The sequence below is a fragment of the uncultured Psychromonas sp. genome, from assembly GCF_947489755.1.
Taxonomy (GTDB): Bacteria; Pseudomonadota; Gammaproteobacteria; order Enterobacterales; family Psychromonadaceae; genus Psychromonas.
In genome coordinates this window covers 32693-57038 of sequence record NZ_CANLFB010000013.1, presented here as the reverse complement: position 1 = coordinate 57038, position 24346 = coordinate 32693, and the positions used below count along the sequence as shown (strand labels likewise).

Genomic DNA, 24346 nt, shown 5'->3' with positions numbered 1-24346 from the left:
AGTCTAGATGTCTAGAAATAAAAGAATAATCAGCCGATATTAATGGGATCTTATTTAAGAAGGAATTAGTCCTTCTGCACTCATCGAAGAGCTTAAATTCGGAGTTCAGTCTTTTTGCCTTTAAGTTTAAGAGAGCCAATGATCCCCTGTGATCTGTTTTTAACTTTTTTAATGTGTTCTTAGCTTGAAGTTTGGTTATACCCTCGTTATAATTGGATTTGGAAGAGCGTTTTTGGTTGGATTACTTAGCTACAAGTCTGCCAATTCTCCTGCCACAAACTTTGCTAAGAGAGTTTGATTATAGTTACATTCAATAATGGATGATCTCTGACCCCATTGTGCTAAAGAGAGGCTACGAACTATATCCTTTAACTGCTGAGGCTTAATATTTAAGCCTTTTCTAGTTTTGCAAATACAACTCCTCTACTATTTTTTCTCCCATATGCTGAAATAATTGAATATTCATTACCGCCACTAATATCTTTCTTTAACTGCAAAGAAACTAAACCTTTTTGTGTATTTAACACAACTGGTTTATTTGAATCTTCATATAATATATCAACTCCAGCCGTAAGTATGTTAGCAAGAGTTTTAGGTAAGTCTTCTGGTTTCTGGATAGATAAGTCCGTCTGGTGCTTTTCCCAAATATGCCTAGCTCCAAAAGCTCCTTTTCTCGCTGAACCGTTCCCTATATAGCCTAATCTTAAGTAAATAAGACCACTTGGTATCCCTGTTGGGTTATCAGGAATTTTTCCAAAAATAAGAGTACCGTTATCAGGGTTTAATACTTTATTATTTTTTGTTGTGTTAGCTTCCATAAGCTCACAAGTTAAATCTGTATTTTTAAGCATTAAATCCTTCAGTAATTCTTATAAATAATCATCAAACAATCATATCAAATCCCTAGAAAATAATTTAAATTAACTTCAAGTATTACTATGTCAATCGCATTTAGAACGCAAGACAACCACTAACCAAACCAACAGTATCAATAAGTTAATAAAGAACGATACAAAATGTGGCTACGTCTACCCTCCCGTTGAATTTTTCTGAATCAATTACAGCCTTTAGCAAGGTAAGGCAGGGAGCGATTTATGCGACAGCATAGTTAAATAAGCGGGCTAAGCTCTGCGTGCACTTTGCCGTTGCTAGCTCATTTCGAGACATGGATGTCGAGTATGGGCGGTGCGTTAAGAAGGCTGTTATTTATTCAGGTTAAAAAACGAATTGGGTGCCAGTCTCTTTGCTTACTTTCTCTGCTGGCAGAGAGAAAGTAAAGTCGCCGACAAGGCGAAAACACTGCATACAATAATCAAAATGCCCCAACGAGCGCAGACGAGCCAAAATCAAAAATCAAAAATAAAAAGCAGCAGACTAACACTCAAACAACACCAACAAAAAAGCCCTTATCATCAATCCAAATAGACTGAAAAATAAAGGCTTTCTTATTGTGCTTGTTACTTTCACATAACTTAAAAACTAAACATTAACCTACCCGCCTACAAAATTATTTCTTGGTCCGTTTTGTTTCTTAGCACTGCCTGTTCTTGCACCAGAACGAACACCATCTTTATGAGGTACTTTTGGTGATTTTGGTTTTTTAACTTGTTTCTCGTGTGTACCTAATACAGAAGGCTGTAATGGTTCACCTGGTTCAAAACCTGCAAATATTTTGCGTGGAATAACCTTTTTAATCAGACGTTCAATATCTTTTAATAGTTTGAACTCTTCTTGACATACTAGCGATACCGCTAAACCTTCATTACCTGCACGACCAGTACGACCGATACGATGTACATAGTCTTCACTGACATTAGGTAAGTCGAAGTTAACAACATTAGGTAGTTGATCAATATCGATACCACGTGCAGCAATATCAGTTGCGACTAATACTTGGATTTGGCTATCTTTAAATTGTGCTAATGCTTTAGTACGTGCACCTTGACTTTTATTACCATGGATAGCAGCACTACGAATACCACGTGCGTCTAAGTTTTTAACCAGACGGTTTGCACCGTGTTTAGTTTTTACAAACACTAAAACTTGACGCCATTTGTTATCAAGAATTAACTGACTCAATAACGCCGTCTTTTTAGTTTTATCTACTTCATATAAAGCCTGTTCAATTTTTTCAACCGTTGTATTACGCGGGCTTACTGAAATCTCAACAGGATTATTAACTAAGCCTTTTGCTAATGAACGAATTTCATCAGAAAAAGTCGCTGAGAATAATAAGTTTTGACGCTTAGCGGGTAACGCTTTAAGGATCTTTTTAATATCATGAATAAAGCCCATATCTAACATACGGTCAGCTTCATCTAAAATTAACACTTCTAACTGTTGAAAACGTACTGCATTTTGCTGATATAAGTCTAATAAACGACCCGGTGTTGCCACTAAAATATCTATACCGCCACGTAACATTTGCATTTGTGGGTTAATTTTCACACCGCCGTATACCACCATGCTGCGTAATGGCATGTTTTGGCCATATTTTTGTACGCTTGCTTGTACTTGAGCCGCTAGCTCACGTGTCGGCGTTAATATTAGCGCACGAACTTGATTCGGTTTAGCGCGTTCACCTTTTTCTAGCATTGCTAATAATGGCAATGTAAACCCAGCAGTTTTCCCGGTACCTGTTTGTGCAGCAGCCATCACATCTTTACCGGCTAATACAGCAGGAATAGCTTGCTCTTGGATTGGGGAAGGCGTTTCGTAGCCAGCATTTTTCACTGCTTCTACTAACGATGCGGGTAAACCTAGGGAATCAAAACTCATATTAAATCTCATTAAAGTACGGCACTTGCCATTAGACGCGTAGCTTACCTTAAGCGTCGCGATCAAGCTATGTGTTAGTTTTATTGCGACACAACTTTACTTTATAAAAATGACGCACGAATTTCATACAATTCAAAGGTGATTAACCTCACGGTATCTGTATAATACCCATCTTTAAAAAAGCAATACTCAAACAATTTAGGAATAAGCCGTGTTAAGTACAAATAACATCACCATGCAATTTGGTGCAAAACCACTTTTTGAAAACATTTCTGTAAAATTTGGTACTGGAAACCGTTACGGTTTAATCGGTGCAAATGGTTGTGGTAAATCAACTTTCATGAAAATCTTAACCGGTGACCTTGAGCCTAGCGCAGGTAATGTAACAAGAGATCCAAACGAACGTATCGCTAAACTACATCAAGACCAGTTTGCTTTTGAAGAGCACACGGTTCTTGATACGGTATTAATGGGCCACAAAGAAATGTGGGAAGTCATGAATGAGCGTAATCGTATTTACGCTTTACCAGAAATGACTGAAGCTGAAGGCATGCATGTTGGCGATTTAGAAAATGAATTTGCAGAAATGGATGGTTACACAGCTGATTCACGTGCAGGGGAAATATTGTTAAGTGTTGGTATTCCACTTGATCAACATTACGGTTTAATGTCTGAAGTTGCACCGGGTTGGAAGTTACGTGTATTACTTGCACAGGTACTTTTCTCAAATCCAGATATCATGTTACTCGATGAGCCAACCAATAACTTGGATATCGATACTATCCGTTGGTTAGAAACTGAATTAAAAGCACGTCAATGTACGATGGTAATCATCTCGCATGACCGTCACTTTTTAAACTCAGTCTGTACACACATGGCAGATATCGATTACGGCGAACTACGTCTTTTCCCTGGTAACTACGACGAATACATGACGGCAGCAACACAAACACGTGAACGCTTACTGAATGAAAATGCAAAGAAAAAAGCACAATTATCTGAGCTTCAAGACTTTGTAAGTCGCTTTTCTGCAAACGCATCAAAAGCAAAACAAGCAACATCACGTGCTAAGCAGATGGATAAGATTGAACTAGCAGAAGTTAAAGCTTCAAGCCGTGTTAATCCTTACATCGTCTTCAAACAAGAGAAGAAACTGTTCCGTAACGCTTTAGAAACAGTATCAATGACTAAAAGCTTCGAAAACACTTTATTCAAAGACTTAAACCTGATGATTGAAGTCGGCGAACGTGTTGCTATCATTGGTCAAAATGGTGTTGGTAAAACAACATTATTACGCACGTTGATGGGTGAAATTGAATTATCTTCAGGTGAATACAAGTGGTCTGAAAATGCACATTTAGGTTATTACGCACAGGATCATTCATCTGACTTTGAAAAAGATCAAACATTGATTGATTGGATGGGTCAATGGATGCACGAAGGCGATGACGAGCAAGCTGTACGTGGCACATTGGGCCGCTTATTATTTGGTGCTAATGACATTACTAAATCTGTAAAAATCATCTCTGGTGGTGAACAAGGCCGTATGTTGTTTGGTAAGTTGATGATGAACAAACCAAACATCTTATTAATGGATGAGCCAACCAATCACTTGGATATGGAATCAATCGAATCATTAAACTTAGCCTTAGAAAACTACGAAGGGACGTTATTGTTTGTAAGTCATGACCGTGAGTTTGTATCTTCACTAGCAACACGTATCATCGAAATTAAAACAGATGAAGTGATTGATTTCCACGGTACTTATGAAGAATACCTAAAAACTAAAGTTTAGTGGGCTAACTAAAATAATGGCTACGCATTGTTATTCCTTATGTAACGATTCGATATGGTCATTTAACGTAGCTATTTAGCGTATTTAGCATAGCCACTTAGTTGAAATGGTTTAATAGCAATAAACTTAAATCCGATGCCTATAAAGCATCGGATTTTTTTATGTCTTTTGTTTGTTGAAAGTAAAAAATTAATAGAAAAGAATAGAAGAAAAAAGATAATTAACCACGAAGGGTAAAGAAGATAAAATCAAACAAGTGTTAAATAATTGTTGCTTTACCTTAGTATTATTTATGAGCGCGACACTTCGTGGTGAATACTGTTTTAACAAAAAGAGTTAACCTCCAAGAGCAAAGAAGCTTAAGTATAAGAAGTATTAAATAGTTGATGTTTTACCTTCATATTATTCATGGCGAAACGCTTCGTGGTGAGTATTATCTTTAAAAATAAAACCGAGCTAGCCACTAAGAGCAAAGAAGCTTAAGCCAAAAGAAGTATTAAATAATTTAAGCTTTACCTTCGTGTTCTTCGTGAAGCGAAGCGTTTCGTGGTTAATACCCTTTTTAAAACTAAAATCGAGCTAACTACTAAGATCGAAGAAGCTTAAGCATAAGAAGTATTAAATAATTAATGCTTAACCTTCATGTTCTTCGTGAAGCTTAGTGCTTCATGGTGGATACTGTTTTAACAAAAAAAGTTAATCACCAAGGGTAAAGGAGCTTAAATCAAAAGAGTATTAAATAATTGATGCTTTACCTTAGTGTTCTTCGTGAAGCGCAGCGCTTCGTGGTGAATACTGTTTTAACAAACCAAAAGCGAGTTAACCACTAAGAATAGTGCAAGGTAAACGTGTTACTTTATTTATATTTTGGGCAAATTTATTATATGAATCCCAATAAAGCACCTGTTGCGGCAAATAAAAACACTAATGCCATAATCGGTAATTTTCGAAATTTTAACAAATAGAAACCAACTAATACCATCGCCATATCAATACCATTAAATACGGCACTCACAAACACAGGTTGATATAACGCACTTATTAATAAGCCGACCACTGCAGCATTAACGCCATTAATGGCAGCAGCTAACTTGGGTATTTTAGCAAGTCGTTTCCAATTTTTTAAACAACTTAATAGTAATAAAAAACCGGGTAAGAACACAGCCAATGTCGCAACTAATGCTCCAATAATGGGAGCGCTCGGAAAAATAAAATAACCAATGTAAGTCGTTAAGGTAAACATAGGACCCGGAATAGCTTGTGCAATAGCGTAACCAGTCAAAAACTGATCTGGGGTAACCTGCCCTTCTACTATATTTTGTAAAAGCGGCAAAACAACATGGCCACCGCCAAATACTAAACTACCAGCTTGAAAAAAGTCAGAGAAAAGAGAAAAACTATCCAACACTACTGAGTTAGTCGCTGGGTAGAGAAGTAGGAATAAAGGTAATATTAACAATAACAGTAAAAATATAATTAATGGTTTGTAATTAATCAAAATACAAACGTTACTAATTAAACAATGTTTTTTCTTTTTTAGTATTTCGACTTTTTTATCTGAGCCTAAATCTTGTAAAAAAATAACGCCTATAACAGCAGCAAAAATAAGTACTAATATTTGTTCGATAACACCAGGGGAAATAAGTAACGTACAAGCAGTAATCAAGCATAATAAAATACGAGGTTTATCTTGGCAAAAGTTTTTATACATCAATAAAACAGCATCAAATACCACCACGACCGCTAATAACTTAAGCCCGTGTATTACTGATTGAAAAATATCATTACCAGCCAATTCACCGGCGCTAATCACAAGTAACAACATGATGACGATTGAAGGAAGCGTAAAGCCTAAAAATGCACTACAGGCTCCTTTTAAACCTAATCTATGATAACCAATAGCAAAACCCACTTGGCTAGATCCAGGTCCAGGTAAAAACTGACTCAATGCAACAAACTCTGCGTATTGTCGTTCGCTTAACCATGCTAAACGCTGTACAAAAGTTTCTCTAAAGTATCCGATATGCGCAGCTGGGCCGCCAAAGCTAATACAGCCTAATATGAAGAAGGTTTTGAAGATTTCCCACATAGAATATTCCAATTCAAACACAAATAATGATTAAGAGAAAACAATTCAAAATATAAAGCGACATTGAATATTAATAAAATAGCGTAAAATACAGAAGCATTGTGACAGTGAGATGACAACTTAAAGTGTCAAACATCCATACGATATATAAAGTTAGAATATTTAGGTTTATTGTAAAGCATGGCTAGCTGGACGAGGCCTAGTGTTATGAGCGAAGGAGCTTTGCGAGTATTGTTTTTAGCTTACAGATCTTTTTTGTGTTTATGTTAATACTTTGTATGCTATTAATTTTCTACTACAAAACTAAAAAACATTACACAACCCTCTTCAGCCTAAAATCAACGCTTCAACAGGTCATCGTTTTTTGCGGTTGATTGTCTAATCTAGAATAAAAATCAACACATGAAACCCTGCAGGCTAAAGCCAGCGCCCCAAAACCATCACCTTTTGCTGTTGATTATCTAATCTAGAATAAAAAACAACACATAAATCCTGCAGGCTGAAGCCAGCGCCCCAAGGTCAAAACATGCTAATGATTGATTCTCTAATTCAAAATCACAATAAAAGCGACACATAAAACCCTGCAGGGTGAAGCCAGCGTCCCAAGGTCAAAACATGCTAATGATTGATTATCTAATCCAAAATAAAAAACAACACATAAATCCTGCAGGCTGAAGCCAGCGCCCCAAGGTCAAAACATGCTAATGATTGATTCTCTAATTCAAAATAAAAAACAACACATGAAACCCTGCAGGCTGAAGCCAGCGCCCCAAAACCATCAATCTTTTGCTGTTGATTATCTAACCTAGAATAAAAATCAACACATAAAACTCTGCAGGCTGAAGCCAGCGCCCCAAGGTCAAAGCATGCTAATGATTGATTATCTAATCCAAAATAAAAAACAACACATAAATCCTGCAGGATGAAGCCAGCGCCCCAAGGTCAAAATATGCTAATGATTGATTCTCTAATTCAAAATAAGAAATAAAAGCAACACATAAAATACTGCAGGCTGAAGCCAGCGCCCCAAGGTCAAAATATGCTAATGATTAATTCTCTAATTCAAAGTAAAAAATCAAAGTAACACATAAAATCCTGTAGGCTAAAGCAAGCGCCCCAAGGTTAAAAAATGATTATTTTCTATTTTTTGACCAATTAATAGTATAAAGATTAATAGACGGTAGCTTCCATTATTTATTAGTCATAGCTTATTAGTCATAATTTATTAGTTATTAGCTATCAATAGGCTACTTATAGAGGGGGTAATGATAGGTGTAGATACTGTAGGTCATTGCTCCACAGTTGTAAGAATTTTCTTGATTGGTCTTTATTACTTAAGCATTTAGCGAATAAAATAATATTTGCACCGACTAAATCAGTATTTTTACTAATGGAATATTGTTCTAAAAAGGCTTGTCGAAAAAGCTGAATGGGAATAGCGACGTTCTTAGCATCGGCGACATTCAACCATAAGAGATCTTTATCTGCATTGTTGATAGTTCCCCAATACATTCTAGGGGGCAAGTTTTCTAGCACTTCAGCATCAGAGAAATTGACAAATAAATTCTTCGCTCGCCATTTATGCTTATCACTGGTGTGAACCCATACATTAGAAGATCCTAAGGAGCTGTTATTTAATAAACTCTTTAGTAATTTAGGTAGGGTTTGTTTAATCGACTTATTTGAGTTTTCACTGATTATAGCCAATGATTTAGAATCGGTTAATTCGTTAATATTTTTTATCTTATCTTCATTAACAGTGTTTTTTTCACGCTCTATAATATGCGTATTTTTAACGACTATATTTTTATTCACGACTGAAAAATCAATGAAAAAACCTTCATCTAAATTTTCTACAGACCTCGTTATTTCAATAACATTTTGTTTAAGGCTTTCTTCAACAATTTTATTATTTTTAACTTCTATTTGTCGTTTAATATTATCATCGATAAGTTCTTCATCATTTGACTCAATCGTCATTAAAATGTCTTCATTTAAATCACTCTTCAAATCGACTAAAGATTTCTTAGTGACTTTAGTTAATTCTGAGCAATTAGGGAGGTGATGACGAGAACCAAAGCAAGCTTGCTTACCATCTTTAGAAGCTCTTCTAAAATAAGCAACTTGTAAGCATTCAGGACAAAATAATGAATGGCGATATTGTGCAATTTGTTGTGCTGTAAAATGCTTAAACTCAAAAATGGAGAAGGTTATTTGATGATGACTACTAGCCCTAGTAGTTAACTTAGTCGAGACACGACTCTTAACATCAGCTCTTATGATTGAAGGCAATTTCTGTGATTCTAATTTAACATCAGAAGCAGACTTAGCATCATCAGGCATATAAATAGCATCCAACATAACCTACACCTCTGTATAATTTTTCATCGATTATTCACGGACTGATGACAAAAGCATACAGCGGCTTAATTTTAATTTTATGCTAAAACGAGCAGCTATAAAAAAAGCGATAACATTATCATGCTATCGCTTTTTTATGTCTCTAAATCAACTTTATAGAATGGATATTTTAAGGCTGCTCTTATTTATAAAAAACAACCCAATAATAAAGCCACTATATTAACCAATAACACTACCTAATTCGAAGATAGGTAAATACATAGCAACAATCAAACCGCCAACTACCACACCTAATACCACCATGATCATCGGCTCTAATAAACTGGTTAGCGCATCAACGGCATCATCTACTTGGCTTTCATAAATGTCAGCGACCTTACTTAGCATACCGTCTAAATCGCCTGACTCTTCACCAATCATGACCATTTGTGACACCATATCTGGAAACGCCCCTGTTGTTTTCATTGCGACATTAATTTGCATTCCACTAATCACTTCTGTACGCATATTGTTAACAGCACTTCTATAAACATAGTTACCTGATGCTCCAGCAGCAGACACCAATGCATCAACTAATGGAATACCGGCTGAAGAGGTAGTAGATAACGTACGAGCAAAACGAGCCACTGCTGCTTTATCTAAAATAGCACTAATAACAGGGATTTTTAGAATAAACTTATCCGTATTATTTCTTACTTTTTCACTGCTACGATGCGCCCTTTTAAATAAAAATACAGCGAGTATCGCGCCACCAATGATCATATACCAATACGCTTGAACAATGTCTGAAATGCCTAAAACGAATAAAGTAAATGCAGGTAGCTCTGCACCAAATCCAGTGAATATGTCTTGAAATTGAGGGATTACAAATAAGAGTAATAACAGAGTTACAAAGAATGCAACTGCAACAACAGCAGCAGGATAAAACATTGCTTTTTTAATTTTTGATTTTAACGCTTCTGATTTTTCTTTATAAGTCGCAATACGATCATAAATAGTGTCTAACGCACCTGATTGTTCACCCGCTTCCACTAAGTCGCAATATAACGTATCGAATTGTCTTGGGTAAGAGCGCAAAGTTTGAGAAAGAGGCGTCCCTGTGGAGACCTCATTAGCGATTGACGTCATGAGTTTTCGAAGTGATGGTTTTTCATTACTTTTGGCTATCAATTCAAGGCTTTGCACTAAGGCAACACCCGCATTTAACATGGTCGCGATTTGACGAGACACAATAGCAATATCCATTGGCTGTACTTTGTCACCAAACGAAAATAATGACTTTGGTTTCTTTTTAGTACGCGTAACACTGACACCTTGCTTGCGTAATTCAGCCTTTATTTCATTAACCGTTGCACCTTGTAACTCTCCTGATACTTTTCCGCCCTTACGATTAATGCCGTGCCAGGTAAAAGTATGTAATTCAGGCGAAGATTGTTTAATGGCCATGACGTTCTCTTTAGATAGTATTTAGGTAAGCGTAATGTAAGTGAGTACTTTAAGATAACTATTTATTAGATAAGCTACCTTTAAATAAGCGTTAAGTTATCTTTAATTAAATTAGATTTTTAATATAGTGATTAAAATAGTTACTAATATGGTCTAAACATTAATATAATCTAAGTTGTAATATATTAGCTTTTATTTTATGAGCTTAAAAACCAATAACTATTGTGAACCAGTCTTTAGATTTTAATGTAATCTATATTTTTAATGTAATCTATATTTTAATGTCTCAGATTTAAAGCAGAAGTAAAAATATGGATAAAAAAATCAAGTAATACGAGTCACTTCTTGCAAACTAGTGACGCCATTTAACGCTTGTTTAATGGCTGATTGCCTTAAGGTATGCATACCTTCATTTATTGCAGCATCGGCAATTTGCATCGCATTACCATTATCTAAAATAATGCGTCCCAGTTCGTCTGACATTTCCATAACTTCATAAATACCGACACGCCCTTTGTAACCGTCAGTACATTTATCACAACCAACAGGTTGGCATAAATGACTTTTTTGAGCTAACTGTTCGTGAGTAAAGCCGATAGATTCTAATTCTGAATCAGGAATTTGCAAAGGTGCTTTACATTGATCACATAAGCGTCTTCCTAGTCGCTGTGCGATAATTAGTGAAACAGAAGATGCAATATTAAAAGCGGGTACACCCATGTTTAATAAACGCGTTAAGGTTTCAGCAGCAGAGTTGGTATGTAAGGTTGATAACACCAAGTGACCAGTTTGTGCCGCTTTAATACCTATTTCAGCCGTTTCTAAATCACGAATTTCACCAACCATCACGATATCAGGATCTTGTCGTAAAAACGAACGTAACGCGGAAGCAAAAGTTAACCCGGCTTTGTTATTAATTTGTACTTGGTTAACGCCGGTTAAGTTAATCTCTACCGGATCTTCTGCTGTTGAAATATTACGTTCAACGGTATTTAAAATATTTAACCCGGTATACAAAGAAACGGTTTTACCACTACCCGTAGGACCGGTAATCAAAATCATACCTTGCGGTTTTGCTAGTGCAGCCAAATATTTTGCTTTTTGCTCGTCCGTGTAACCGAGTATATCGATATTTAATGCAGCCGCAGAACTATCTAAAATACGCATTACAATTTTTTCCCCCCACATAGTAGGGAGTGTACTCACACGTAAATCAATATTACGTTTATTGGAGATTTTAAGTTTGATACGACCATCTTGTGGCAGACGTCGTTCAGCAATGTCTAATTTAGACATAACTTTTAAACGTGCAGAAAAACGATTGGCTAGATTAACAGGAGGAGACGCAACTTCTTTTAAGATACCATCAATACGAAAACGAATACGGAATTTTTTTTCATAGGGTTCAAAATGTAAGTCTGACGCGCCTTTTTTAACCGCATCAATCAACACACTGTTAATATATTTTACAATCGGGGTATCGTCATCGGCATTTTGTGATTCATCTAAGCGGGAATCAGTGTCATCCACTTCAATATCATCAATATTCCCCATGTCGCCGAGTGAGCTCACATCGTCTTCTAAAATAGACTCGATGGTTTTATTAAGTTGAGTTTCTTCAATGAGTAATGCTTCGGTGTGCATACCAAAACTAAAACCAAAATCTTCTAAGGCAGCGATATTCGTCGGGTCAGACATGGCAATATAAAGGGTCTTATTCTGCACATAAACCGGTAATACATGATGCTTCTCTATTAGTTTTTCGTTAATAAACTTTTCAGGGATATTATCAAAATCTAAGGATTCATTATCTAATAGAGGAATACCATATTCAGCTTCACAGAATTCAGCTAAGGCTAAGCTAGAGATATACTCATTTTCAACAAGGTAGGAAACTAGTGCTTTACTTTCAGAAGCCGCAGATGAACATATTTGTTGTAGCTTATCAAAGTTTAATAAACCACGAGTGGCTAGGCTAGAAGCCAAGCCACTAATATTATGAGTTGTCATGAGCCTTAAAGATCTTCAGTAGTTACCCAAGAAACTTTTCCTGTTGCATCCCAAGTACCAGTTAAAATATACTGAGCTCCAATAGGTAAACTACCTAAAGCAGCTGTAGTTTTAGCTATAACAAAAACCGTCCCAGCAGCTCCAGTTCGAGTCAAACCACTAGTAAGTGCATCCGGTGTAGCAGATTGAGCAACAGTGGTAATACCATCCTCTCCCAAAGACGCAGGCACACTTGTTGTAGTTGTTGTACTAGAGCTAACACAACTAGATGTAAATAATACATCCGTTGAAGCTTCTATTTGTCCACACACTTCAACTGCAGATTTAACAGCCGTAGCAGCAGAAACTAAATTAGCAAATTGAGCCTTCTTAGTATAATTGTTATAAGCAGGTAATGCTACCGCTGCAAGAATACCGATAATCGCGATAACGATTAGTAGTTCGATTAATGTAAAACCTTGTTGTACTTTTTTCATCTTTATTTCCTTAGCTTTGTTTGACATTTTTAGTCATTAGTATTGAACGTAATGACAAACAATAATTGGTTTTTAACTTATATATACAAACAATCCCTATTCGTATCTTTCGGAAATACTCACAAAAATTATTATTATATAAATTGAGTTTGAAAGTTTAATTCCAGTAATGCTATTTATTACTCTATTAAAGGTAGTTTTTTTCAGGTGAAAAAACAAACTTTAATTTAATAAAAACAATATTAAACCGAAAAAACTAACATATTACTAACTATTACTAATGCTCTCTTTAAATAACGATTTAAAATGAGAACAAAGCTCTAGGTTTTAATTCTAATTCAGTAAAGCAAATCCTTTACTTTTTTATAGCAGATAATTTATACCAAATAATCAATATTGAAGTAAAGATTAAATACCTCTAATTGTATATAAACACATAAAATATTAACTTTAGTTCATATAATAACCTAACTGATCAATTATTGACAATTAACATATCCAGAAAAAACAAATAAAAACAAAGTAAATAAATCAACTAACTACGCTAAATAAACTAAATAGGTAGCGAGATAAAACCTAAATAATGATTTTATTCAGACTCTCAGAAACCTACTTTAAACACTGCTTAAGCATTTCATTGTCGCTAAAAACGTGACTTAACTAAATGTACTTAGCTAAGTCTTACTTGGTCAAATGTTACTTGGCTAAATGTTACTTGGCTAAATGTTGCTTGGTAATATGTAACTTGGTTTAATTCTGCTTAACTAAAATAAGCAGCATTAAACCAAAGATGCGTATAAATACTGGCGATATAACCTAGTGCTATCACAGGTGCCCACTTTAAATGCGCACCAAAAGTATAAATACCGCGAGCCTGTCCCATTAATGCCACGCCAGCAGCACTACCAATTGATAACATGCTACCACCGACACCTGCCGTTAAGGTGACTAATAACCATTGCCCTGTATTCATATCAGGTTCCATACTTAACACCGCAAACATCACTGGAATATTATCAACAATCGCTGACAGCACACCCACTGTAATATTAGCGTAAGTGGCATCCCAGTTGCTATACATGGCTTCTGAAATCATTCCCAGGTAACCAATAAAACCTAAACCGCCCACACACAGTACAACACCGTAAAAGAACAACAGCGTATCCCACTCGGCTTTTGCTACTTTATTAAAAATATCAAAAGGAGCGCCATCGCCTAAACCACGTAAACGTTCGTGCTCTTTTTTATCAACCGTATGTGCCATCGCAAATTGGTAATGGTTCTTTTGCGTTTTACGTAAGAAGAAAGCAAAAAACTGTAAAATACCTAGCCCTGTCATCATGCCTAATACTGGTGGCATGCCTAAGAAAGAATGCCCTGCAACCGCAAAGAAAATCGTCACTAAAAACAAAATAACAATACGTTTTGCACCGCGTCTCATTGACACCACTTCACCATCACCTTTTGCAACATCTTTAGAGATAAAGAAGCTCATAATGATAGCAGGCACTAAGTAGTTAACCGCAGAAGGCACTAATAATGCAAAGAAGGTCGTAAACTCAACCATGCCTTTTTGCCAAACCATTAACGTAGTGATGTCGCCAAAGGGACTGAATGCACCACCTGCATTAGCAGCAACGACAATATTGATACAAGCCAAAGCGATGAATTTTTTATTTTCCCCGCCCACTTTCATAACAATGGCACACATTAATAAAGCCGTAGTTAGGTTGTCGGCAATCGGTGAGATAAAGAAAGCTAATATGCCGGTTAACCAAAAGATCAAACGTAACGTGAAACCTTTATTAACCATCCAAGCGCGTAAAGCATCAAACAACTGACGCTCTTCCATGGCGTTGATGTAAGTCATCGCTACCAATAAGAAGAAGAACAGCTCTGCATACTCTAATAAATTATGTCGAAAAGCCGCTTCTGCATCATGGCTCATACCATGTTGAGAATAATAGTAACCAATCATTCCCCAAATAATACCTGCCGCCACTAAAACTGGTTTTGATTTACGTAGATGAATAACATCTTCTAACATCACTAAACAGTAAGCAAAAGCGAAAAATAAAATAGCGGCGTAACCAATTCCATGTGAGGTTAAGTCGATTGTTTCCCCTGAACTAGCCAATACGCTAGCAGAAAATAAAAGTGTAAAAAGGGTCACCATGACACTTAATACTTTAGACTGCTTAAACATTACATCTTCCTTAAAGTAACTAATAGATTGAAGCAAAAAATTCGCCCGATTCTAGCATAAGCGGGCACTTTCTCCGTACCGTTAAAAAAGCACTAAATGTGAAAACTTTGAAGGCTGAAGCAATAAGACATAAAATGGCTAAAATCGCTAAAGATAAAAGATAAAAGCCATAAAGGTTCACTTATTAATGGCAGGCTTGCTCAGTAACATTTTATTCATTTCTTTATTAAGTATTTTATTACTGTATTCATTAACGAAAAATCAGTGAATAATGATTAAGTATTCAAATAATAACGGCATAACATTAAACGCTATCACTAACACATAAAACGAATCATTAAGGTAAAAAAGTAGCAGAAATAGGTAAGCGTTGGCAGTTAGTAATTACTAATACGATGTAAATTCAATAAGCGAGTATGAGCGTAAAAATTAGTTAACGTCATTTACAGTAAATGATTAACGCCTACACAACGCGATAATTCAATTTGTGCGGGAACAAGGTCAATACTGGACACACTCATTTTATCAATTTTCAAAGATAAGGAGTGTTGCAATGGAATGTGTAAAAATGCAGATAATATCGAACGAATGACACCTGCATGACAAATGATAATGACAGGTTTTGATTGCTGCTCTTGATTGGCTTGGTTTAGATTATTCACTTGATTTAATTGGCTTAATTGAATTTGCAATTCATCCCATGCTTGAATCACTCTTTGATCAAACTCACGTGCACTTTCTCCATTTTCAAAAGTGTAATCGAGTAAATTATCACTCCAATCTTGTATTGCTTGCGTTCCAATGTCTTGCCACGTCAATCCTTCCCAGTCACCAAAGTTGATCTCTTGAAATGCTTCATTTATTTGCAATTCAATGGTATCAGCAACACCTTTTTGTAAGCGCTCACTTACGCCTAACCTTAACGTTGACAGTAAATTTAACTTTAGCCCTTCAGCTAACGCTAAGCAACGCGTTAAAGGGCTACTAAGAATCAATGGCGTTTCATCTACTTTTAATTGACTCATTACGTTAGTGTCAACATAGCGTGTTAGTTTTAATAAATCTTCATCAAAAGAGTCAGTAACTGCACAATCCAATTGACCATAACACATGTCAGAAGGTGCATTGACATCGCCATGGCGCACTAAGTAAATTTTATGTGTTGTTAATTGTTTACTGTCCATTTTGATTCCATTGCTATTAGAGAAAGCCACAAACATTTAAGCTAAATTGGTATTATAAATTGGCACTATAAATTGGCACTGAATAGCGCTAAGCAAGTTAATAAAATAAGTAACTCGTTTAGTTGTTGTAAAAAACCTAAACAATCGCCGGTATACCCTTCAATTTTCTTATTAAAATAAGCTTTACATAATAAGGTACTTGTCGTGGTGACTATCACAATGGCTAATATGGACATCACTGGCATCCAAAGTAATGATAATAAACTAAACAATAAAGCACCTACTAAATAAGACTGAGGCAATTGGTGCGATGATTGTGTCGATTTGCTTGTTTCATCTTCTCTGGCATATTCGCTATATTGAATCAACCATAAAGCACTAAAGCGACTAACCACAGCCGCACTAAAAAGAACGCCAAAGAAATGAAGTAAGCCAAATTCAGAAAATTGATTAAGCTCGCTAAGTTGAATCAGCGCTGTGACTTTAAGCGCAAACAATATGATCAAACCAAGCACACCATAGGTCCCTATCTGGCTATCTTTCATAATCGCTAAACATTGAGTTTTGTTATATCCACCACCAAAGCCATCGCAACAGTCAGCTAAACCATCCTCATGAAAAGCTCCCGTGAATAACAGGCCCGCTAACAACATTAGAATGACGCTAATAGTATGTTCAAACACGCTTAAACTTAAGTAATAAACAACAAAACAGATAACGGCATACAAAGCACCAACAAATGGAAAGTAAGCGTTTCCTAAATGAAATGGATAAGCTTTAAAATTAATTGTTCGAGGAACAGGACAACGCGAAAAAAACGATAGCGCATAACAGCACAAAGTCCATTGCTTAGTTAACTGCTTAAACAGTTGCTTAGGTAGTTTTTGAGGTACCTTTTGAGATAGCAGCTTAAATAGCGATTTAGATGCAACTTTATCCCTCTGCTTATTTAACTTTTCTGACATTAAATTCTCTTTTAATTATTTCTGTTCATTGCATGCTGCTATTAACGTTAAAGACATATTAGCTAACTTTTTCATAATTCTGATGATTAACTACTGACTATCAGATACACCCGCATCGGCAAAAGAGGCCATTTCATTTAAAAAAGTTAATGCGGACACTAATAAAGGATAAGCGACCGCAACACCAGAGCCTTCACCTAAACGCATGCCTAGTTTCAATAGTGGGGTGGCACTCATAGAGGTTAATAATAGTTGATGCGCTTGCTCATCTGATTGGTGACAAAACTGTGTGTATTGTAAAAAATCATCATGCATTTCACTGGCAACCAATGCTGCGCTAGAAGCAATAAACCCATCAACTAAGACTAACATCGATAATTCAGCCGCTTTTAACATTGCGCCTACCATCATCGCAATTTCAAAGCCCCCTACAGTTTGTAATACTGTTAAAGGTTCCGCTTCTGTTAGTTGATATTTTTTAATAGCATCGTCAATCACTTGTGCTTTTAATGAAACTGTTTGTTGATCAATCCCTGTGCCTTTACCTGCACATTCTTGACCCGTTAAATTTAAAATTGCCGCCATGATCGCCGCAGCTGAAGTCGTATTAGCAATGCCCATTTCACCAAAGCCAATAACGTTACAACCAAGTTGATGCTGTTGATTTACAATATCAGCCCCTTTATTAATCGCCGTTAGACATTGCTCTTGTGTCATCGCGGGCTGCTGTGCAAAATTTTCAGTCCCTAACGCAATCGGGGAATTAACAAAGTGTTCATGTTGAATATGGTCAAAATTAGCTTTCACACCAGCATTAACAATTTTTAAGTTGATATCATGCTGCTTTGAAAAACAATTAATAGCGGCCCCGCCCTGTAAAAAGTTTAATACCATCTGCTCGGTGACCACTTGCGGGAATAAGCTCACGCCTTGTTCCGCAATTCCATGGTCAGCTGCAAAGATAATAACGCTTGGTTCACTAAAAACAGGCTCTACCGTTTGTTGCAATAGCCCAACTTTGAAGGCGATTGATTCTAATAACCCTAAACTACCTTGAGGCTTAGTTTTAAGGTCAATTTTGTCTTGAAGTGCATTTACAAATTGAGGCGTTACTTTATCTAGAGGAGCAATAATATCAAACACAGAATATCCTTCGTATAATTCAAAATTTATAGCTTATTTGTTCAATAAGCATCAGTAAATAAGGTACATTAATGGTTTCGTTCGTTTATTGTTATTAAACATAAAAAATACAATTGAGTTAATAAGCCACTGACGTTAGAACATTCAACCAAGGCATAGATAGAATACACGTTTCTCAGGTGTATTTTAAAACTACGTGAGTTTTTATGTAAATAATGATTCGCAGTATATTGAGTCCCCAGTGACTTACCTCCTTTATGTCGCACTACATTTTATCAAGCAACTTTTAGTTTGAAGATTAAATACGTTAATTGATAGACAATTCACCCTAAATGCAATCTTTGCTCTATAATGTGCTCTTTGTTTTATTGTATTGGAAAATTTCATGTCATTTGAGTCGCTTGAGCTGGATCAGCATTTATTAAACGCCGTTGCTAAAATGGGACACACACGCCCAACTAGTATTCAAAAAATGGTCATCCCACCAGCAATGGATGAACGAGATATCATGGCAAGCGCCCCTACTGGTACAGGTAAAACACTCGCATTTTTATTACCCGCAGTACAACGTTTAATTGATTACCCTCGCCGTAAAGGCGGTTCTGCTCGTATTTTAGTATTAACACCAACACGTGAATTAGCAGTACAAATAAGCGAAGTGGCTCAGCAATTAGTTGAAGGCACAAAATTGGTCGTAGGTAATATCATCGGTGGTATTTCATACGAAGCGCAAGAAGATATCATTATGGGCTCGGTGGATATTGTCATTGCAACACCTGGTCGTTTAATGGAATACATTGATGCTGAAGCATTTGACTGTCGTGAAGTTGAATGCTTGGTGCTTGATGAAGCTGACAGAATGCTAGATATGGGCTTTGTAGCAGAAATGGACCGCATTGCAGGTGAAGCACGCTGGCGTAAAATGACCGCTTTATTTTCGGCAACATTAGAAGGTAAAGGGTTACGTGAATTTGCTCGTGATGTATTAAAAAATCCTGTTAAGTTAGATGCAGAAGTGACACGCAGAGAAAGCGGTAAAATATTACAATATATTCATCTAGCTGATAATCCTGAGCATAAGTTACAGTTACTTGCTGCGATTTTAGAACAAGCGCCTGAACACGAAGAACAAGTCAATAAGATGATCGTATTTGTTAAAACTCGCGATCGTCTTGCGCAATTGGTTGCTCAATTAGCCGAATTAAATATCCGTTGTAACTATCTACGTGGTGAAATGGATCAAGAGAAACGTAATTTATCACTACGCCAGTTTAAAGAAGGCACCACAAACATTTTGATTGCGACTGACGTTGCAGCCCGTGGTATTGATGTGCCAGATATAACACATGTGATTAACTATGACATGCCACGCAGTGCCGATGTTTATGTTCATCGTATTGGTCGTACTGCTCGTGGTGGTAAAAAAGGCACTGCCGTTTCTATTATCGAAGCACATGACATTGATATTCTGTCAAAAGTTGAGCGTTATACTGACCAAATATTAAAACGTCGTGTGATTAAAGATTTACGCCCTCAAAATAAAGAAGCGAAAGTCAGTTTACGTAAAACGAAAAAACCAATGACTAAAAAAGGTAAAGCACGCGAAGAAGAAGTGAAACGCCTACAAAAAGAAAAGCGTCAAAAGAAAAAGTTAGAGATGGGTAAACAACGCCATCGTACTATTAAAGCAAAAGGCAAACCTAGCTGGGCAGGTAAAAACAAACCTGAAACTGATAAACCAGAATAGGAAGTTATTTTACTTCTTTCTCTATCATTCAAGCAGTTAACTTCTATTTAAAGTGAGAAGTTGATTGCTTGATAACCACAAATAGTACTTTCGAGGACTACACACAAGTATTAACACACTGCTATACTAAGGGCATATATTTTTCTCTGCAGAAGCTGCCTAAGGTCAATTATGCGTTTTTCGTCCTCTTTTTTACTGATAACACCGCTTATCCTTGTTTTATCTGCATGTAGTTCAACTACCTCACCAAACTCTACCACTCAAATAAAAGAAAATGTAATCACTCCAGCACCAGAAGTTGAGCATAAAGCGTATTCAAATATATTAGATGGAAACTTTAGGGGACAACTCAGCTATAAAAACAATAAACCTTACTTTCAATCTTGTAATGATCCACAGCAATATCAAATCATAACAGACACTGCATTAAACAGTGTTTATGAAAAGATTGATGATAATGAAGATGACCCAGTTTATATTGAGTTCACAGGACAAATCGTTTTCCCTAAGAGTAAAAAATCTAAACCATCAGTACTCGTCAGCCTTGATCGCCTAGATCATATGGCCTCGACCAAAACCTCGTTACAATGTGCGAAAGCAACCGATACCTTTAGTTTTAAAGCCAAAGGTAATGATCCTTATTGGCGTATCAACATTCACGACAACAAGCTATTTTTGGCCACTAAAGCGAGTAATCAGTCATATGCAGTGACTAAATCAACCATCGAATCGACAAGGCAACGAGAATTAACTGCCATTAAATCTGATGGCCAAACATTATCTTTAAAAATACAGCCAGGAGATTGTTATGTCCCTGAAAATAAAGAGTACTGGGGTTACATTACCGTCGTTGAAAGCGTTCATGGCAAATTCAGTGGTTGCGGAGAGTTAGGCCAATTAACCAGTGATCAATCATTTGCAGGTGAATACTTAAGCCAGTCCATACAGCAACCAGAGCAAGACGTTAACTTATCGTTAAATGCTAACCATACTTTAGAATACCAGCAAGGTAATCAATTAACGAAAACAGTTAAAACTGGTTTTTGGAAAAGTAATACTCCCGATACCGTCGTTGCTATGTTTACCAAGCAAGATGGTAAAAAGATACAGCAGGAAATAGTCTTTAAACGTAAGGGGTTAAGCCTTTCTAGCCATGAAATTAACAAAGATAATATACTCACTACACTAGATGAAACATTAACGTTCGATAAAATGAATGGTAAACAAGTTTCAGGAGAGGGAGATAACATTCAAATTAAGCGTCAATTTACGGCTCAATTTATTAACCCCACCAATAGCATTGATCTCGACGTACAAAAAGCAGTGCGTAACTACTTTAAAATACACAGAACCGATCCTAAAAATACACGTTTTAACTCAGTGAGATTCGATTTAAATGGCAATGGTAAAGACGAAGCAATTGTTCTTTTAGATTGGTGCTCAAGTAATGGCTGTGAAATGCTAGTATTTGAATCGAAAGATAAAGGGTTAATCTTCTCAAGTCGTGTATCTCGTGTACAAGCGCCTATTTTAGTCGCTGAAACTCAACACTTTTCTTGGCAAGACTTGTTTGTGGCTAAAGACAATAATTGGCTACAACTAGATTTTGATGGCTTAAGTTACCCACTTAAAATAAGTGCAGCAAAAAGTATTGAAAGACCAACAGAATCAAGCGGTGTTGTATTATTTAGCGAAGGCAGACCAACAACTTGGTTTTCTATTAAATAACAGCTTTAGTTTTATGCCACTTTAATAAAAGGCTTTATCAATATTGATAAAGCCTTTTTAAAATGCGAATACCGTGCAACACACAAAAATCCTGCAGGCTAAAGCCAGCGCCCCAAGTTCAAAAGCTCATCATTATTGTTCATCTAACCTTTTCAAAAAAACAACACACAAAAATCCTGCAGGCTAAAGCCAGCGCCCCAAGATCAGAAGCTCATTATTATTGTTCATCTAACCTTTTCAAAAAACAACACACAAAAATTCTGCAGGCTAAAGCCAGCGCCCCAAGTTCAAAAGCTCATCATTATTAATATTCTAATCTATCCAGATAAAACACACAAAGTTCTGCAGGCTGAAGCCAGCGATCCAAGATCAGAATCTCATCATTATTAATATTCTAATCTATCCAGAAAAACACATAAAACCCTGCAGGCTAAAGCCAGCGTAACAAGACAAAGGGTTTATCTCTGGGGCGCATGCTTCAGCTTGCAGATGTTTTGTGTCGCTCTGTTTTTTTGTGTTATCAATTTTCTAATTCAAAGTATAAACACACAACCCCCTGCAGGCTAAAGCCAGCGCCCCGAAGTCAAAACCTTTGATGATTGGCTCTTTAATTCAAACCAAAATAACACACAAAACCCTGCAGGCTAAAGCCAGCGCCCCAAGGTCAAAACCTTTGATGAATGGTTCTTTAATTCCAACCTAAATAACACACAAGCCCCTGCAGGCTGAAGCCAGCGTCCCGAAGTCAAAAGAACGGATTGAAACCTGCAGAGTATTACTTTTCAATTATTAAGAGCAACTTAATTAAATATTCGGTTAAAAAAGGCTTTTTCAAATAAATAGATAGACGCTTTTTTATCACGGGGAAGTTTTGCTTTAACCGAACTGTTTACTGGGTTATACCCGTTGGTCATTAATACAAATAATTTGTCACCAGTGTCACTTTTAACAATACCCGCTAGGTTGGCAACGCCTTTTAGTGAACCTGTTTTTGCGACTACTTTACCCTTTAACTCAGGTGCATTAACGCCTCGATGATACTTTAAAGTCCCATCAATACCTGAAATGGAAAAGGTGTTGAGCAGCCCTAACTTTTTGTCCTGCTGATAAACAAACTGCATGACTGACATAAATAACTCAGCACTCATTAAGTTATGACGAGATAATCCAGAGCCATCAGCGATGTAAGCATTTTCTAAGTTAACGCCATTACTTTTTAGGATGGCTTTCATTGCTTTAGCACCATTACGAAAGTTACCTGGCTGTTGGTAATAATGCGCACCAATCGTTTTGAATAAACTATCTGCAATTAAGTTATCTGAACGCTTCATCATTCTTGTTAATAAGATATTCAGTGAATCAGATTGGTGAGAAGCAAAGATGGATGGTGCGACTGGCTTTATAGCTTCATTCGCTTTATTTTTATCTTTTATCTCAACTGCTCCTATTAAGTTGATACCAACCTGCTTTAATTCAGCCTTTATTATTTTTTGAGCATAAGTATTAGGATCATTCACAGCAAATGCTAAAGGGAATGCGCGCTTACGAGGTACCATACAACCCCATAAATGATATTTATTATGGCTATCGCGGGTAATTTCTAAATCACAAAATTGTTCTGCACGTTGTTTTTTAGTCACAACGGACACATCACTGGTAATATCGACAGGTTCATAAGCAGGAATAAACAACGTTGCTTTTTCTGCGTCGTCACTGGCTAAACTCAAATTACCTTGCACACAGTTTCGGTTAACAATGATTGCATTAGAAGGAGAGGTATAACATACACCTAAATCGTTCCATGCTTGACCGTTACTCCATTGGTAACCATTAAAGAAACTATTATCCAGTAAGAAGTCCCCTTCTATTTTGTTAACCCCTAAACGTTTTATATCTTGTAACAATTCACGAATATGTTGGCGAGTTAGCGTCGGGTCTCCCATAAAGCGTAAACTTAAGTCACCTTTATAAATCCCCTGATTAAGTTGCTTTTTATCACCTTCAATCACAGTTTGATATTTAAAATCACTACCTAATGCTAATTTAGCAGTCGTTGCCGTTAATAATTTTTGAACACTGGCTGGCGTTCTTAATGTTTCCTGTTGAAAACTAGCCACTTCTTTTTGTGTATTCGCATCAACCACTAAATAAGAAACCTGCGTTCCTTTAGGTAATAACGATTGTAAATCCTGCCACTGTTCGGCCATCGCGTTACAACACACCACACTACTCATTATAAACAAACACGTTTTTAACATCACAAACCACTCAACTAAGAAATCAATTTTGAGAATAACCTTTCTATTGTCTGCATGCGATGAAAATTTCATACATTAATAACAACAAAAACAATTGTTAGTGATATAATTTTTTGCATTATCTGCTTCACTTTTAACTGCCCTGACAATATGAGTGTGA

At 36.4% G+C, this 24346-nt stretch carries 15 protein-coding genes; 3 read left to right on the top strand and 12 right to left on the bottom strand.

The window, feature by feature from the left end; genetic code table 11:
• Positions 1-389 precede the first annotated feature (389 nt).
• Together Q0794_RS09180 and Q0794_RS09175 are read right to left on the bottom strand one after the other, a co-directional pair.
• Positions 390-851, bottom strand: coding sequence for a hypothetical protein (locus Q0794_RS09180; protein WP_298941420.1), 462 nt, complete (start codon positions 849-851; stop codon positions 390-392).
• Positions 852-1491: 640 nt separating this feature from the next.
• Entirely contained in the window at positions 1492-2778 is a 1287-nt protein-coding gene (locus Q0794_RS09175) for a DEAD/DEAH box helicase (protein WP_298941419.1), read from the bottom strand.
• Positions 2779-2989: 211 nt separating this feature from the next.
• Between Q0794_RS09175 and Q0794_RS09170 the strand changes: the two genes are divergently transcribed.
• Positions 2990-4573, top strand: a complete 1584-nt coding sequence (locus Q0794_RS09170) for an ABC-F family ATPase (RefSeq protein WP_298941418.1) — start codon at positions 2990-2992, stop codon at positions 4571-4573.
• 880 nt (positions 4574-5453) lie between these two features.
• Here the strand turns inward: Q0794_RS09170 and chrA are convergent.
• The 9 genes from chrA to cobT all read right to left on the bottom strand — a co-directional run bounded on the left by chrA (position 5454) and on the right by cobT (position 18453).
• On the bottom strand, positions 5454-6662 hold the full coding sequence (chrA, locus tag Q0794_RS09165) for a chromate efflux transporter (protein WP_298941417.1): 1209 nt from the start codon (positions 6660-6662) through the stop codon (positions 5454-5456).
• A gap of 1251 nt (positions 6663-7913) precedes the next feature.
• The gene (locus tag Q0794_RS09160; RefSeq protein ID WP_298941416.1) at positions 7914-9023 is read right to left on the bottom strand and encodes a hypothetical protein; all 1110 of its coding nucleotides are present in this window, start codon (positions 9021-9023) and stop codon (positions 7914-7916) included.
• A gap of 219 nt (positions 9024-9242) precedes the next feature.
• Positions 9243-10469 (bottom strand): type II secretion system F family protein, encoded by a 1227-nt coding sequence (locus Q0794_RS09155; protein WP_298941415.1) that lies wholly within the window; start codon positions 10467-10469, stop codon positions 9243-9245.
• 324 nt (positions 10470-10793) lie between these two features.
• Positions 10794-12479: a type IV-A pilus assembly ATPase PilB gene (gene pilB, locus Q0794_RS09150; RefSeq protein WP_298941414.1), complete on the bottom strand. Its 1686-nt coding sequence runs from the start codon at positions 12477-12479 to the stop codon at positions 10794-10796.
• A 5-nt stretch (positions 12480-12484) separates the two neighbouring features.
• Positions 12485-12955, bottom strand: a complete 471-nt coding sequence (locus Q0794_RS09145) for a prepilin-type N-terminal cleavage/methylation domain-containing protein (protein ID WP_298941413.1) — start codon at positions 12953-12955, stop codon at positions 12485-12487.
• A gap of 760 nt (positions 12956-13715) precedes the next feature.
• Positions 13716-15131 (bottom strand): sodium:proton antiporter NhaD, encoded by a 1416-nt coding sequence (gene nhaD / locus Q0794_RS09140; protein ID WP_298941472.1) that lies wholly within the window; start codon positions 15129-15131, stop codon positions 13716-13718.
• A gap of 473 nt (positions 15132-15604) precedes the next feature.
• Positions 15605-16345: a histidine phosphatase family protein gene (locus tag Q0794_RS09135; protein WP_298941412.1), complete on the bottom strand. Its 741-nt coding sequence runs from the start codon at positions 16343-16345 to the stop codon at positions 15605-15607.
• A gap of 65 nt (positions 16346-16410) precedes the next feature.
• On the bottom strand, positions 16411-17310 hold the full coding sequence (cobS, locus tag Q0794_RS09130) for an adenosylcobinamide-GDP ribazoletransferase (RefSeq protein ID WP_298941411.1): 900 nt from the start codon (positions 17308-17310) through the stop codon (positions 16411-16413).
• A gap of 90 nt (positions 17311-17400) precedes the next feature.
• Positions 17401-18453 (bottom strand): nicotinate-nucleotide--dimethylbenzimidazole phosphoribosyltransferase, encoded by a 1053-nt coding sequence (gene cobT / locus Q0794_RS09125; protein WP_298941410.1) that lies wholly within the window; start codon positions 18451-18453, stop codon positions 17401-17403.
• 385 nt (positions 18454-18838) lie between these two features.
• Between cobT and srmB the strand changes: the two genes are divergently transcribed.
• Positions 18839-20200 (top strand): ATP-dependent RNA helicase SrmB, encoded by a 1362-nt coding sequence (gene srmB / locus Q0794_RS09120; RefSeq protein WP_298941409.1) that lies wholly within the window; start codon positions 18839-18841, stop codon positions 20198-20200.
• 171 nt (positions 20201-20371) lie between these two features.
• Positions 20372-21928 (top strand): hypothetical protein, encoded by a 1557-nt coding sequence (locus tag Q0794_RS09115; RefSeq protein ID WP_298941408.1) that lies wholly within the window; start codon positions 20372-20374, stop codon positions 21926-21928.
• A gap of 800 nt (positions 21929-22728) precedes the next feature.
• Here Q0794_RS09115 and dacB read toward each other — a convergent pair.
• On the bottom strand, positions 22729-24258 hold the full coding sequence (gene dacB / locus Q0794_RS09110; RefSeq protein ID WP_298941407.1) for a D-alanyl-D-alanine carboxypeptidase/D-alanyl-D-alanine-endopeptidase: 1530 nt from the start codon (positions 24256-24258) through the stop codon (positions 22729-22731).
• Positions 24259-24346: the final 88 nt, after the last annotated feature.